General features: G+C 31.6%; 13 protein-coding genes. 3 read left to right on the plus strand and 10 right to left on the minus strand.

Translation table 11 applies throughout. The features are described 5' to 3' along the window. Window positions 1-6 precede the first annotated feature (6 nt). Together JHL18_RS26520 and JHL18_RS20560 are read right to left on the minus strand one after the other, a co-directional pair. Window positions 7-1758: a carbohydrate-binding protein gene (locus JHL18_RS26520; protein WP_243278038.1), complete on the minus strand. Its 1752-nt coding sequence runs from the start codon at window positions 1756-1758 to the stop codon at window positions 7-9. Between the two features lie 808 nt (window positions 1759-2566). Continuing rightward, window positions 2567-3289: an MBL fold metallo-hydrolase gene (locus tag JHL18_RS20560; RefSeq protein WP_200272706.1), complete on the minus strand. Its 723-nt coding sequence runs from the start codon at window positions 3287-3289 to the stop codon at window positions 2567-2569. A 371-nt stretch (window positions 3290-3660) separates the two neighbouring features. Between JHL18_RS20560 and JHL18_RS20565 the strand changes: the two genes are divergently transcribed. Further along, window positions 3661-4590, plus strand: coding sequence for an alpha/beta fold hydrolase (locus JHL18_RS20565; RefSeq protein WP_200272708.1), 930 nt, complete (start codon window positions 3661-3663; stop codon window positions 4588-4590). Between the two features lie 138 nt (window positions 4591-4728). Next, a complete protein-coding gene (locus JHL18_RS20570) occupies window positions 4729-6375 on the plus strand; it encodes a cell shape-determining protein (RefSeq protein ID WP_200272710.1) in 1647 nt (548 codons plus the stop codon). 66 nt (window positions 6376-6441) lie between these two features. On the opposite strand, the gene JHL18_RS20575 is transcribed toward JHL18_RS20570, so the two are convergent. The 8 genes from JHL18_RS20575 to JHL18_RS20610 form a co-directional block, all read right to left on the minus strand. Next, window positions 6442-7113, minus strand: coding sequence for a DUF421 domain-containing protein (locus JHL18_RS20575; RefSeq protein WP_200272712.1), 672 nt, complete (start codon window positions 7111-7113; stop codon window positions 6442-6444). A gap of 34 nt (window positions 7114-7147) precedes the next feature. Beyond that, window positions 7148-7519, minus strand: coding sequence for a hypothetical protein (locus JHL18_RS20580; RefSeq protein ID WP_200272714.1), 372 nt, complete (start codon window positions 7517-7519; stop codon window positions 7148-7150). A gap of 287 nt (window positions 7520-7806) precedes the next feature. Next, on the minus strand, window positions 7807-8571 hold the full coding sequence (locus tag JHL18_RS20585; RefSeq protein WP_200272716.1) for a MerR family transcriptional regulator: 765 nt from the start codon (window positions 8569-8571) through the stop codon (window positions 7807-7809). 320 nt (window positions 8572-8891) lie between these two features. Next, entirely contained in the window at window positions 8892-9839 is a 948-nt protein-coding gene (locus JHL18_RS20590; RefSeq protein WP_200272719.1) for a sugar kinase, read from the minus strand. A 31-nt stretch (window positions 9840-9870) separates the two neighbouring features. Then, window positions 9871-10515, minus strand: coding sequence for a bifunctional 4-hydroxy-2-oxoglutarate aldolase/2-dehydro-3-deoxy-phosphogluconate aldolase (locus tag JHL18_RS20595; RefSeq protein WP_200272721.1), 645 nt, complete (start codon window positions 10513-10515; stop codon window positions 9871-9873). A gap of 564 nt (window positions 10516-11079) precedes the next feature. Further along, window positions 11080-12567, minus strand: coding sequence for a UxaA family hydrolase (locus JHL18_RS20600; protein WP_200272723.1), 1488 nt, complete (start codon window positions 12565-12567; stop codon window positions 11080-11082). Between the two features lie 23 nt (window positions 12568-12590). Then, window positions 12591-14039, minus strand: a complete 1449-nt coding sequence (locus tag JHL18_RS20605; RefSeq protein WP_200272725.1) for a tagaturonate reductase — start codon at window positions 14037-14039, stop codon at window positions 12591-12593. 343 nt (window positions 14040-14382) lie between these two features. Further along, window positions 14383-15381 (minus strand): LacI family DNA-binding transcriptional regulator, encoded by a 999-nt coding sequence (locus JHL18_RS20610; RefSeq protein WP_200272727.1) that lies wholly within the window; start codon window positions 15379-15381, stop codon window positions 14383-14385. 658 nt (window positions 15382-16039) lie between these two features. Between JHL18_RS20610 and JHL18_RS20615 the strand changes: the two genes are divergently transcribed. Continuing rightward, window positions 16040-16456: IS1 family transposase (locus JHL18_RS20615; protein ID WP_200272729.1), on the plus strand; the 417-nt coding region annotated here is incomplete at its 3' end.

Here is a 16456-nt window from a genome sequence, read left to right on the forward strand (position 1 = left end):
CTTTTATTACTGTGCTTGCCATAGTGCTGGCACATTTGGTGGTTCCCAACCTACTAATGATGTATGAGCCTGCCTGCAACTATAAGTTACTCCGTTATAGGTAACTAAAGCTCCTACCGCATATGAAGTGTTAGGTGCCCAAGCAGCAACCCCTGTTGAAGTTTGAGTCTTAGCAGATACAGAACTACTCCATGAACTTGCTCCAGCTGAATTTACAGCTCTTACTCTATAAGTATGAGTAGAACCAGCTGCTAAATTTTTGTGTGCATATGGGCTTGTAACATTTGTTATTACAGCTCCATCTACTTCTATATCGTAACTTGTTGCATTTGATACTGCACTCCAAGTTACGTTTATTTGTGATGTGCTTGCAGCTGCTGCTGAGAGTCCAGTTGGTACTGAAGGTACAGTAACTGTAGTAGATGTCTTAGCAGATACAGATGAACTCCATGCACTTGCGCCAACTGAATTTACAGCTCTTACTCTGTAAGAATGAGTTGAACCTGCTACTAAGTTCTTGTGTGCGTATGGACTTGTAACATTAGTTACTACAGCTCCATCTACTTCTATATCATAGCTTGTTGCATTTGACACAGTACTCCAAGATACGTTTATTTGTGATGTACTTGCAGCTGTTGCTGTGAGTCCGCTTGGTACTGCAGGTACTGTTTGATTGTTATTTCCTAAGCTATCAAGGTAAGGACGATAACTGTTTGTAAATTCATTTCCAGTATATGCATCCCAGTTAATAGACCAAGCCATTAATCCTCTGAAGTTCGTATATCCTTGAGCATTTGCAAGCTTATAGCTTCCACCATAAGATTGTCCTTTTATTAAATAATTAAGAGCTTTCTTCATTTCTGTAGGATTTATATATCCACCACTTGGTGCTGCAGCTTGATTAGAAGGTAATCCAATCATTACTTGATCTTGTCTTAATGCAGGGAATACATTGTTTGCATTACCTCCAGCTGGGAAGCCCTTTAACAACATTTCTGCTAAAGCTACTTCAAAATCAGCAGTTCCTTGAGTGTATACTTTTCCATCTAATCCATAACATGAACCTGAATTATAATGTTGTACATGTAAATAAGTTAAGATATCTCTCACTCCATTTATAAGAGGTAGATATGCTCCCCATATACCTCCATAAGTGCCAAAGCCACCTTGAACATATGCAGTCTCTGGTGCCATACTTACTATGAAGCTTGATCCATAATGGTTATATATTTCTTTTATTGCAGCTATTAGGTTTACGATTTGAGGTGTAGTAGGATTCTTTAAATCGCTATCTCCACCATTTAATGACATACCAGTTTCAAGGTCTATGTCTATGCCATTGAACCCATACTTATCAATTATAGATATCATTGAGTTTACAAACCTAGTTTTTGCAGCGGCATCTGGTAAAAGTACCACTCCATTTTGTCCACCTATTGATATTACGACTTTTTTCCCTATACTGTTTAGGTATGCTACGTCTGACTTGAAACTTGCGTCAGTTCCAGTTACTGGTGCAAATTGCATTGTACTTCTGTCGCCTCCTGATTCTGCGAAAGCAACGTTGACAACATCCCATTTACTTGATATATTTCTTAAGTTTATTATGCCTGTCCCATTGTCGAAATTATGCCAATATCCAACAAGAAGTCGGCTGTTAAGAGCTGGTGCAGCAATGGCACTAAAAGATGGTAACACAAAAAAAGTAAATACCATCGCCACAAGAAGTGATGAAATTAGTTTAAGCTTTCTTTTCATAAAAAACTCCTTTCAAACATTTAATTTATATTATTTTATTGGAAACTTTTTTAATGGAGAATGAATTTAAAACAATAGATTAGTTTAAGATTGTTCTGCTTTTTGCCCAGAAAATTTAAGAAGATGGTTGAATTATAAAGTTATCAGATTATAATTAGCCTACGATAAAGAAATTTTATTTATCATTAGTCACTACATAGATTTGAGTTCTATATCTGTAGTTATGGATGTACCATTTCGTAATAAAATTTATTATTTTTAAATAAGGTTAAACTGAATTTTTATAATAAGAACTATTTTGTTAAGAAGGTTTAGATTTGGTCAATTAATTAAAATCATATGCAAACATATATAGATGTATATACCAGTTTGTTGCTATTAGATAGCAACAATATTATTAAACACGTTATAACTTTATGGATATTAATGTAGAGTATATTTTGCTTAAGAATAAGTTTTTAGAAATGTATTACCACTTATGAATTTAGAATCTATTAGAATATTTATTACTTTAAATATAGAAATTATTATTTATAGAATTTTCTGCTAATTTTTATATCCTTATTATATAATCATAACATCAATTTGTAAACACTATTTTTAAGTTTTTAGTTACTTATATTATATTTTTTTTATTATCAATTACATTTGTTTTAATATAAAGTTATAATATTCTACTAAAATCAGCTAAATAATATAAAAGTAGACACATAGAAATATATATTAACTAAAATAATCTTCATACTCTCTTAATTTATAGAGATATGAAGATTACTTTTCACTTACGACAACTTATACTAAAATAGTCTTATTTACTTACTATTTGTTCAATAGATTCTTTAATTCTTTCAGTACAAATCCCTCCATGGTAGCATATAATCTTTTCTATATCATACTGTAAAAACTTTTCTATTGATTTTCTTGCCTCTTCAATATCTAAAGTATATTGTGGATTTGCAATGCATAACTTACCACTTTCGGCTACCATTGCATCTCCGGTAACTAAAGTTTTACTTTCTTTTAAATACACTGAAATATGGCCAGGCATGTGTCCAGGAGTTTCTATAATCTCTATTCCACCACAGCAATCAAAAGTATCCTTATCTTTTACACATATATCTACCTCAACTGGTTTAACAGCCTGAAGCATCTCATGGAACTTCAACGCCTCTTCCTTTTTATCATCTGGAATATCTTTAAAAATTCTTTCAGCTTGCTGAAGCCTCAAAGACTTTTCTCTACCACTAATATATTTTTCTTCATTAAAAGATGAGATTACCTTTACATTAGGGTAACTTTTCTTAAATTCTCCCAAAGCCCCTATATGGTCATGGTCGTGATGGGTTATTATTATCTTTGTTAATTTCGATAAATCAACTTTTACTTCCATAGCAGCTTTCTTTATTAGTTCAAATGATCCTATATATCCGCAGTCTATCAAGACCATCTCGCTATCATCATTTAATATTACTGGAAAAATTAGATTATCAATACTTCCAAAGCTAACTTGTAACGGAATTACTCTATTCATAATTTACCTTCCTTTCTAATTCTAAGTCCAAATATCTTATATTAAAATCTATTTTATATTTCCTCCTTATAAGTTGTAAAGCTTATGCATGTACCTCTTCATAATAAAAGTTATACTTTCGAATTCTCCTCTAAGAACCCAAGAAAGTTTTAAAAATAGTTTTTTGATTATTTAGCTTTATAACAGAACCCAGAGGTTTTTTTAAGCTATATCTAGGTTTAACGTTGTACATAATTATATTAACTATTAATCGATTCTACAAGGCTGTATTTTTATTTGACTTAATCAATTAATCAGATAGAATTAAGTATAATACTAAGTATATATTTGTTTAATCTTTAGATGATTTTTTTGAAAGGATTGGGCGATCCATGAATAAAGATACTGAAAAGTCTTTTTTTATTGATACAAAAGATGAGAAAAAAATTTTTGTACGTTGTTGGGATGATGTTTCCACTCCAAAAGGGATAGTTCAAATCTTTCATGGAATGGCAGAACATTCAGCAAGATACGCTGCTTTTGCAAGATATCTTAACTCAAAGAATTTCATTGTTTATGCAAATGATTATAGAGGTCATGGGAGAACAGATATAAACAACCTAGGCTACATAGGTAGAGATGGTTTTAACAAGATAGTTGAAGATGAACATATGCTAACTAATATAATTAAAGAGAAACATGTGAATATACCGGTTTTTATATTTGCTCACAGCTTTGGTTCCTTCATAGGTCAGGAATACATCATCAAGCATGGAAATGAGATTTCTGGTATAATGCTTTCTGGTTCAGCTCTAAGAAAAGGATTAGCTGTTCACGGAGGAATTGTACTTTCCTTCATTGAAAAATCTTTATTTGGTGACCTTAAAAAAAGTTCATTATTAGATTTTTTAAGTTTTTATAACTATAATAAAAAAATTAAAAAGTCCAAGTCTAAGTTTGACTGGCTTACTAAGGATAGTATAGAAATACAGAAATACGAGATTGATCCTCTATGTGGAAATATAGCAACTTCTGGTTTTTATTATTATTTCCTAAAAGGTCTTACAAAACTATATGATACTAACAGATTAGAACTTATACCTAAACAACTACCTGTTTTTATAATTTCTGGTGAAGATGATCCAGTAGGAAATTATGGTGTTTGGGTTAAAAACCTATACACTATATATAAAGATGTAAACCTAAATAATGTGAATATAAAGCTATATACTGGCAATAGACACGAGTTGATTAACGAACTCAATAGCAATGTAGTATTTAATGATATAGTTTATTGGTTAAACCATATTCTTTTAGACTAATACTAAAGATGTACCACTTCGAACCGAAGCCTATTTTTAAAACTCTCACGGCTTCTGGTGAGAGAATTTAAAAATAATAAGTTTTATTACGAAGTGATCCATCCATAAATAAATTATTTGAATCAAGGAGATTTATAGATGAAAAAACAACTTAATTCCAAACATCGTATAGCAATAATAGTTTTCTTTGCCATAGTTGCTCTAGTACTGCATTTTGTATTTTTAATGCCATTATCCTTGAAATTTTTCTCTACCACTTTATTCATTTCTGTTTTAGTAATAATTTTTTCCATATTATTTTCAGGTTTTTCAGAGAAAAAGTTTGTTTTACTGCTAATACCACTTACAATAATACTATTTATCGGTTATTGTGTATCCACAAGTGGTTTGTTTAGATCTAAGTCTTATAAAAGCTTAATTGGAACTATAAAAGAGCAGGAATTTTCTAAAGATATATCTCCAATTGATATAACCCAACTACCTGTTGTAGATAAAGCTTATGCACAGAAATTAGCTGAAAAGAAGCTAGGAGAAGCAGGAGCAATAGGTAGCCAAGTTGTAACCGGTGAACCAGTAAAACAAATAGTTAAAGATAAACTTTGTTGGATTGTACCTTTACTTCATTCTGGTTTTTTCAGCTGGATGAGTAACAACGAAGGAACTCCTGGATATATAGTTGTAAGTGCTACAAATGCTGATGATGTAACTTTTGTAAAGGAAGTAAACAATAAGCCTATTTCTTTAAAATATCAGCCAAATGCATATTTAGGTGATGATCTTAAGAGGCATGCTTACTATAAAGGCAATGAATTCACTGGTCTAACAGATTTTTCATTTGAAATCGATGATAACGGAACTCCTTATTGGGTTATTACTAGATATAAAAATACTATTGGTTTTTCCGGAGAAAATGCTATAGGTACTTGTATAGTAAACGCTCAGACTGGACAAGTTGATAACTACAATATTGATAATACTCCAAAGTGGGTTGATAGAATACAACCTGAAGAAATAATTAAAGATCAATTAAATCTATACGGTGAATATATAAAAGGCTATCAATGGTTTACTAAGAACAATAAGCTAAAGACCACTGATGATGGAGAAATAATATACGACAAAGGTAATTGCTATTTCTACACAGGACTTACTTCTGTAGGTAAAGACAGCGCAACTATAGGCTTTACTTTGACAAATATGAAAACTCATGAGACAACTTTGTATAAAACTTCAGGTGCCACTGAATCTGCAAGTATAAAATCAGCAGAAGGAAAAGTTCAAAATATGGGCTATACTGCAACTTCTCCAATACTAATAAATATAGAAAATGTTCCTACTTATTTTACAACACTTAAGGATAAAGATGGCATAGTTAGAATGTATGGGATGATCAGTGTGCAGGATTATAACCTTGTTGGAGTTGGTGAGACTACTAAACAAGCATTATCAGATTATACAAAAGCACTTTCTGGAAAAGGTAGTTCTTCATCATTAAATTCTTCTGGAAAAGTAAATCATGAACAAGGTACTGTTTTAAGAATCGGTCAGGAAAATATAGATAAAACAACCTTCTACCATATAATTGTTAAAGAAAAACCTGATGTTGTCTTTGTTGTAAGTGCAGACGCCTCTAGTGAACTAGCACTTACACAACCTGGTGATAAGATAGATATACAATATATCGATTCAGATAACAGTGTTATTAATGCAACTGCCTTCGATAATTTAGAATTTGCTCAAAAGAAGTCAGCAACTGAACAAAAAATTGAAGGTGAGAAGAAATAATATAGTAGATATTACTATTAGCCATACCAAAGCCTTAAAGAGTTATAGGTAGCCACCCCTATAACTCTATTTTTTCAACACAATTAGCTTCCATTTAGAATCAAGTTCTGCTATACCTACTTCGTTTTTGTAATCATAAATCCCTTGTTTATTCAGTTCCTCAATAAGCCATTCTTTTGTCTTTTTTATATGATTAACATTAGTATAAAGTATATCCCCATCAATTATTAAAGGTATTGTTATTCCTTGAGTATTATCTGTTATATTTAAGTCTTTTAATGTAACTGGCTTATTTTCAGCTTTAGGAAATGCTGAAATATTACCCTGAGGCTCCATTATTATCGTATCTAGATCAGACATCTTATCATATCCTTGCTGTCTAAGTAAGCCCTCAAGTTGATTAAAACTTAGACCTAATGTATTTAAAGCTTTCATATCAAGTTTTCCTTTATCCATAATTATACTTGGGGCATGCTCCATTATATGATTAAATTTATTTTTCAAAGCCAGCCTAGTACTTAAAGCCATTAAGGCAACCAATAGTCCTGTGCCATATACAGATTTAACCATAACCTTATCTACTAAAGGTTCTGCTGCTACATTAGCTAAAATCATGATTCCTGCAATTTCATAAGCTGTCATTTGAGCCATGGCTTTTTTTGAAAGGGATCTTGTGCAGAGGTATGTAAAGTAGAAAACTACCACTACCCTTATGCTAAAAGATATGACATCAATCATTTCACCCCTCCTAAATGGTTATTTTCTCATGAAATTAAGGCCCAGAAAAAGCTTTCATCACAAAATCTGTGTAGTATCTTAATCCTCCGACATACTCTCCAGCCAATTCTTGCTTGTTTTTTATTGCATCATCTAACTGGCCTATCATTGAGTCAAATGTGACAAATGCCTCTGTAGCATTATTAATTTGTATTATAGTTCTATTTCCTTCATATATTTTTTTCAACTCATCAATAGAAACTCTCGCTTCATCCCATCTACTTTCCATTACATTCTTCTCAATTATGTCTAATTGTTCTTTAAATCTATCCCTAGGTAATAATATATAGAAGAAACACCACATAAATACAAAAGAAATAATCCATGTCAAAGCAATAAATAATCTAATATCATGTTTGTTTTTCATATTGTCTCCTGTATCAACTAAATATTTATATATTTATCTTTTGATAAAACTCACTTTATATACAGTAAAAAATTACTGAAGTAACCTTCTTCAGTGATTTTTTAACGCATCTGATTTTCTTCATATATAATGGAAGTTTGACAGATGAATAATCTTTTTGTTTTATACACTTAAAATTTTGTATAGAACTTGAATCTTATAGTTTGAAACAACTAAAAATTTCGCATTTTCTTACATAGCAAAAGAGTTACAGATATCAATCTGTAACTCTTAACATAAAAATATTACTATTTTTTCATCCCTGTATATATAAGGATAGCGTCTCTTAAAAACTCTGCAGTACCTGGCTGATCCTTGTCATAATACTGAGTAAATCTCTCATCATCCACATACATCTGAGCAAGTCCTGCGTGAGCCTCTTTGCTGTATTGATCCCAGTAGAAGCATAACCACTGTTTGTGCAGATCAGCTGCCTTTTGAGCTAATTCCCCTGCTGGATCTCCTGTCTTAAATGCAGCTGCTAATGTTTCCATAACATCGTTAGAAAGCTTTGTTATTCTTTCATGCTCTTCCTCAGTCATGTTCTTAAGCTTATTATTTGATTTATTAACAGCTTCATCCCCATATTTCTCACGTATTTCTTTTCCATATTTCTTTTCATTATCATCAACTAGCTTTTGTTTAAAGCCTTCAAATTTTTCTTTATTACTCATAGTAATTCTCCCTTCCATAGACTCAATGGTCTTATTAACATTTGCAATTAGAAGCTCTAACTGCATCTTTCTCTCAAGAAGCTTTACACGGTGCTCCTTTAGCGCTTCAGCTCCGTCAAAAGAAGGTGCTGTTATTATATCTTTAATATTGTCTAGCTCTATTCCAAGCTCTCTATAAAAAAGTATTTGCTGCAATCTATTTACCTCATCTTGACCATATATTCGATATCCAGATGAATTGATTCTTGCCGGCTTAAGAATCCCTATCTCATCATAATATCTAAGAGTACGTGCACTGACACCTGCTAAATGAGCTAACTTTTGAACTGTATATTCCATGTGTATCACCTCCTGATATCTATACTATAAACTTATACGTAGCGTAAAGGTCAATAGGAATTCGAAATATTTTTAAATTTTCTTATTATATCCTCTTAGTTTATGTTTTATAAAATATTGATTAGATTTTTAATCATACTCCTAAAATAAAAAAATAAAAAAGCTTGAAAAACTTCAAGCTTTTTTATCCATGTTCGTCCAAAACATTTTCTTATAATATACTATTTATCCTTAAGAATCGCAATCCTCTCAGGGATTATCTGTCTTCTTATCTATTTTTCCTATACCTAGTTAAATCACATTTTATCTTTAGTATTATTCTATCTATCTACAACTTTCTTCTTACCCATAAAAGTCATAAGTTGCTCTTCATATGGGTATGCTTCCATGTCCCCTTGAACAAGAGTTGCCATTGCGCCTACTGCGTTGCCTTGGGTTCCGCACTCATTCAAGCTCATCCCCTTAAGTACTCCTGATAAAAATCCTGCAGCAAATCCATCCCCTGCTCCAGCAGTATCTACTAGCTTTTCTATCTTAAAGCCAGTAACATACACGCCTCCATCTTTATCAGCTACATAACAGCCATCAGCACCAAGCTTTACAGCTACAATTTTTGCTCCCATAGCTATAAACTTCTCAGCTATCTCTTTTTCATCTGTGGTTCCTAGAAGAAGTCCCCCTTCATCAGCACCAGGGAAGATTATATCTGACATCTTAGCTATCTCTAAAAGCACCGGCTTTGCTTCTTCAATAGTCCATAATTTAAGTCTTATATTAGGGTCAAAAGAAACTGTTATACCATTTTCTTTTGCTATCTTTAAAACTTCAAAAACCATTGCTCTAGCACTTTCAGATAATGCTGGTGTTATACCAGTAATGTGTATTATCTTAGCTTGCTTTATATACTCTACATCTATATCTTCCACTGAAAGTCTGCTTGCTGCAGAACCTTTTCTATAGTAGTACACACTAGGATTGTCTCCACCTATTCTTTCCTTAAACATGATACCTGTACTTGCCTCAGCATCAAATTTAATTCTAGAGGTATCAACACCTTCGCCTCTTACTACATTTAAAATTTGTCTTCCAAATTCATCTTTTCCTAATTTTGAAAACCATGCTACATCGTGTCCAAGTCTTGAAAGTGCTGCAGCCACGTTAGAATCCGCTCCACCTACAGACTTACCAAAACTATTAACATATCTTAACGGTCCATTAGATTCTGGATTGAAAAGCACCATAGTTTCACCAAAAGTTAACACTTCCATCTACGCTCACACCTGCTCTCAATTTTTGTTTTTAAGCTTCTCTTGCTTTTCTTAGTGCTTCAACAAACTTTGCAGCTGTTTCTGTAACTAGTTCATAATCACCAGTCTTAGCACCTTTAGTTAAGTCGGAACCTGTTCCAACTGCTACAGCTCCTGCATTTACCCAATCCTTTATGTTGTCTAGATTTACGCCACCTGTTGGCATAAAGTTAGCTTGTGGTAAAGGTCCCTTAAATGAACTTATTATTGAAGGACCATAAGCATTTCCTGGGAACACTTTTAATACTTCAACACCATATTCAAGAGCTTCAACAGCTTCTTTAACTGTCATTATTCCTGGCATTACTGCTATTCTATATCTATTGCATAGTTTAACAGTTTCTGCATCGAAATAAGGGCTTACTATAAATTCTGCGCCTGCAAGTATACATGCTCTAGCTGTTTCTGGATCAAGAACTGTTCCTGCTCCTATAATTAGATCTTCATTCTTGTAGATTTCTGATATTTCTTTTATGATCTCAACAGCACCTGGCACTGTCATAGTTATTTCTAAGGCCTTTATTCCACCTTTTTTAACTGCATCTATAATTTTTATTGCTTGATCTTTTGATTCAGCTCTTATAACAGCTACAACACCGCATTCAATTATTTTTTGTACTACTTGTATTCTTTTCATTCAATCCTCCTATTATCTATAAAGATGAACCACTTCATAATCAATTTTATATTGTCAACTTCTCCTCTAATAAACAAGATGAGTTTTAAAATAGACTTTGGATTGAAGTGTTTCATCTTTAGTTCCTTTTTACAGCTCAATTTATGTTTTTAATTTTGCACATTAAAATTTTCGATTATAGATTTACACAACTCATAGTAAAACTTATATTTTCAAAATCCTTCTATCTTTCAAAAAGAATTTTGAAAATAGTTATTGAACTGAATTAATATTTCTATATAAATATATAGCTGAATTTAGAACCTCGTAATGATGCACTACTCCATAGTTTCATCGGTAACTTTTAAAGACAAAGGGCATATGAATCAAAAGCAATCAATTGTAATATGGAGTAGTGTATCTTATTTTTTTATATTATGGTCTTTGTAATTTATATTTTATAAATGTACTTATCTGTATAAACCCTCTTCCTTCACTCATCATAAGGACTTATGAGAATTTAGGAAGATAATTATTTTAAGTCCGAATCCTATTAAACTGAATAATCTTTATTTACACTTTTGATTAAAGAGTTACACCTGTTTTGAATATAGCTAATTCTCTAAAATCATTCTTTTCATTATTTGCAAGTTCTCCACTAGCCACACTTATTATGTAGTCAATGAATTCCTTAAGAACTTCTTCTGAATTCTTATCTTCAAGAAGACTTCCTGCATTAAAATCAATCCAATGAGGCTTAAGTTCAAATAATTGTGTATTTGTTGATATCTTTAATGTAGGAACATAAGATCCAAATGGAGTTCCTCTTCCAGTTGTGAATAGTACCATTTGACAACCTGCAGATGCTAAAGCAGAAGCAGCAACTAAATCATTTCCTGGTGCACTTAACAAGTTTAATCCTTTTTCTTTAAGTGTTTCTCCATATTTAAGTACATCTATTACTGTAGCTGTACCAGCTTTTTGTGTACAACCTAAAGATTTATCCTCAAGAGTTGTAATACCGCCAGCTTTATTTCCTGGCGAAGGATTTTCATATACCGGTTGATCATATCTTATAAAGTATTCTTTGAAATCATTTATTAAGTGAACTACTTTATCAAATACTCCTTCATCTAAAGCTCTATCCATAAGCAGTGTTTCTGCTCCAAACATTTCAGGAACTTCTGTAAGGATAGTAGTTCCGCCTTGTGCTACAAGGAAATCTGAAAATCTTCCTACTAGAGGATTTGCAGTAATTCCTGAGAATCCATCAGATCCTCCACACTTAAGTCCTACTTTTAGTTCAGATAGTGAAACTTCTTCTCTAACATCATTTTTCATGTTTTCATAAAGTTCTTTTAAAAGTTTCACACCTTCTTCAAGTTCATCAGAAACTTCTTGTGATACTAAGAACTTAACTCTGCTTTCATCATATTCGCCTAAAGACTTTTTGAAATCAGCCATATTATTATTTTCACAACCAAGACCTAGAACTAAAACTCCACCTGCATTTGGATGTTTTACAGCATCACCTAGTATAGTTCTTGTAGTCACATGGTCATCACCAAGTTGCGAGCATCCATAATTATGCTTAAGCACTAGAGTATTATCTATCGCTAGCTCTCCATATTCCTTCTTAAGCCTATCCAACATTCTGTCAGCCATTCCATTTACACATCCAACTGTCGGAACAATCCATAATTCATTTCTTATCCCAACACTGCCGTTTGCTCTCTTATAGCCTTTAAATGTTAAAGCTTGATTCTTATAAATATTATCTAATAGTTTTTGATTGAAGCTATAATCTTTTATACCGTCAAGATTAGTCTTAGTGTTGTGTGTATGAATCCATTGTCCTTCTAATACAGGAGTAATTGCATGACCTATTGGAAATCCATACTTTACTACATCCTCATTAGCACCTATCTCTTTTATAGCAATTTTATGTCCTCTTTTTACATCTTCTTTTAGAGTAATAACTATTCCGTCTACTTCTATTTTTTGATCTTTATCTAAGTCCATTAATGCTACAACTACATTATCATTTTCATTTATCTTAAGAACACTCTTCATGAAATTACCTCTTTTCTTCTTAATTACATAACTTCCTTAAGTGCTTCCTTAATTCCTAGTGTTTCTATTTTAGCAAGGTAATAAGTAACAGCATCTGTTAAGCCTTTAACTTCATTTAAGTTCATCTTCCAATTCTTTTCATATCCAAGAACTGTAGTAACAACACTTCTTAATCCAGCTTCACTGCCATCACAGCTTCCCCATGCAGTTTTATATAAATCTAATATATCTGCATCATCAGCTAAAGCTATAGCTTCTTCGCCTCTCTTACCTTTGTAGAACTCTATTAAAGCAGCAAGTGAGAATACTAATTTCTTAGGAAGTTCTCCTTTTCTGTTTATGTATTCTAATAATGAAGGTAAATCTCTAGTTTCAAACTTAGACATTGAGTTTAATGCAATGCTCATTAAGTAGTGATTTACAAATGGGTTTTGGAATCTTTCAAGTACTGCACCTGCAAAGTATTCTAATTCTTCCTTAGGAAGATCTAATGTAGGGATTATTTCATCATAAACAACTCCCTTTATAAACTCACCTATTACTTCATGATCAACTGATTCACCAACTGTTTCTAATCCATAAAGATATGATACTGGAACTAATGATGTATGTGCTCCATTAAGGATTCTAACTTTTCTTGTTCTATATGGAGTCATATCCTCAACAAATATAGTATTAAGACCTGCTTTTGCAACTGGGAATTCATTTCCTATCCATGCTGGTCCTTCAATTACCCATAGGTGGAATTGTTCTCCCACATTTACTAGGTTATCTTCATATCCTAATTCTTCTGTTATTTCTTTTATTGTATCTCTTGGATATCCAGGTACAATTCTATCAACTAAACTTCCACAGAAAGTGTTAGCTTCATTTATCCAAGCTACGAATTCTTCACCTAAGTTCCAAAGTTCAGCATACTTAAGAATTATAGCCTTAAGCTTCTCACCATTTTTATCGATAAGTTCACATGGTATTATTATAAGACCTTTTTCTTTAGCTCCAGCAAAAGCCTTAAATCTGTTATATAGTAAAGCTGTTAGCTTACCTGGGAAGCTTTTTTGTGGTCTGTCTTCTAACTTATCATTTTCATCAAAAGCTATTCCTGCTTCAGTTGTGTTTGATATTATAAATCTTAATTCTGGGTTTTCAGCAATTCTTAAGTATTCATCATATTGAGTATAAGGATTTATTCCTCTGCTAATGCTGTTTATAACTTCATGTTCTTTAACAGCCTTTCCATCCTTTATTCCTTGTAAATAAAGTGTGTATAATCCATCTTGTTCATTTAATTTATCAACTAAACCAAATTCTATAGGTTGTACTACAACTACACTACCGTTAAAATCTGCTTCTTTATTCATTTTATCTATTTGCCAATCTACAAATGCTCTTAAGAAGTTTCCTTCTCCGAATTGTAAAACTTTTTCTGGATATTGTTTGTACTCTTTAAAGGTTTCCTTATTTAATTTCATTTCCGACTCCTCCATATACGTTTTGTTCACGTGTGCAAATTAGTTTAAATTTTTTTATTAACAATCCGATATTAATATTTTTCTTTTCAAATATATTATATCATTTAATGCACACGTTAACAATAAGTTTCTTTAAATATTTCTTGTATTATTTTATGGAAAATATAGTATAGCCTTTTTTTAATTTGCTATTGGTTTGTAGTGTTTTTAACACAATAAAAAAGACATGCCTTATATTACTAAAAATTAATTACATCTACCTGCTTCTTAGGTATATTTAACAATCTCAGCTTTCATATTGTGCACATCTTTTTCACTTAATAAATTCTACGTATCACTATTTTTATAACTTACGTGCTGATTCCCTAATCATAAGTTCTGTTTTTATATATACTTTCTCACCTTGATAATCTTTTTTATCAATTAAATCTATAATTGTTCTTCCGCCTATTATACTTATTTCTTCCATAGGTCTCTTTACCGTAGTTAGTGCAGGGGTTGCATACTCTGCAAAACCTATGTTATCGAAACCTACTATGGATATATCCTTAGGTACTGAAAGCCCTTTTTCAAAAACAGCCTTTATGGCTCCGATAGCCATATCATCGTTCGAGCAAAAAACTGCTGTTGGCTTATTAGGAAGATCAAGTAGCTTTTTCATAGCTTCATAACCACTCTTTATATCGTAATTTCCTCTAATCAAATATTCGCCTCTTACTGGAATATTATTATTTAGTAAAGCTTTCAAAAATCCATCTTTTCTCTTTTTTGATGATTTAAATTCTTCTTTACCTTCTATAATAGCTATATCTTTATGGTTGTTTTCTATTAAATAACTGGCAGCCTTAAAAGCTCCTTCTTCATCGTCAGATAGTATGTTTATTAATGAATTCCCCTCAATCTCTCTATTTAAAACAATAAGCGGTATCTGTCTTTGCCATACATGATATATAAATTCATTATCCTTGTCACTTTGACTCATAAGTACAATTCCATCAAATCTTTTATTGTTAATTCCTGAAAAATCCTTGTAGTCATCTATACCTCTTACTACCAAATTGTAATTTTCTTTTATTACACTGTTTACGCCTCTTACTATCTCATAGAAAAAACTTGGAGAGGTTCCCCTGCTTATACTGGAAAAAAATAATCCAATAGTATAAGACTTATCTAAAACTAGACTTTTCGCACTATAGTTAGGAACATAATTAAGTTCCTCTGCTATTGCCTTGATCTTAGCTTTTGTTTCTTCATTAATTACAGGACTATCATTTAGCGCTCTCGATACAGTAGTATGCGATACATTGGCCAATTTTGCTATATCTTTTATAGTTATGCTCATGCTTGATTTCACCTTCTTAATTTGTTAATCAAATTTTTTAATATTACATATAAACTAAAGTTGTACACCTTTCATTTCAGCTACCGCTTTTATGAAGTGTATACACTAAAAGATTCTTTAAAATAACACTTGTTTTTTAATTCTTTTATAATACAATCAATTTGTTCTAATAGTATTTTATAGAACCATATCAAACTTTAGGTTAACAACATTATAAAGCTCTGTCAATATATGAAATACAAAAATCTACTTTCAAACCTCTTAGCACTTCTAGTTATGTAGTGTAAAAATATAAGTTTTAATATATAAATCCTATTTAATTTTCTTCATCGATTAATAATTCAAAGTATAATTGCTTTAATATTTTTATTAATAAAACCTTTATTCTACTGCAACAATTTCTTAACTTATGTTCAGAAAAGGTTGATGCGCAAAAAATCCAATTAAGATGAGATGGATATATTCCATCTGTATACAAAAGTTTTTATTATTTTAACTGATTACTATAAAAATAAGCATATCAGAAAGGCACTTCAGTGAATTTTTATTGTATGAAGTTATTTGTTAAATAAATGTTGGTAATGATTAAAAAAATGAATATGTGGCAAGCATTAAGAGGATAACCTAATTATCAAATTTTCTTAGTGAGGTGTTCCTTTTGCTACAGCCTGATGTTAAACTTAAAAAATTTGATTTGCATACTAATGATGTTCTAAAAAGAGATTTTTATAAAGATAGAGTTGTAAATGCATGTCCAATTTGCGCGTCAACTTGGTATATTAAATATGGATTTTATAATGGAATTCAAAGATACAAATGCAAAGTATGCGAAAAAACTTTTTCACGTACAACTGATTCATTGTGGAGTTATTCAAAGAAGAACACTAGAACTTGGATGGAATTTACTGAATTAATGACAGAAAATAAAACTTTAAAATTCTGTGCTGATAAGCTAAATATAAGTATTGGGACAGCTTTTTATTGGAGACATAAAATACTTAAGGCGTTAAGTATAGACTCAACTCCAGATAGTTTATCAGGAGTTGTACATGTTGGAAAAGTTATTATAAAAGAA

This window comes from Clostridium yunnanense, from assembly GCF_016595795.1.
In the GTDB taxonomy this organism is placed as follows: domain Bacteria; phylum Bacillota; class Clostridia; order Clostridiales; family Clostridiaceae; genus Clostridium_AR; species Clostridium_AR yunnanense.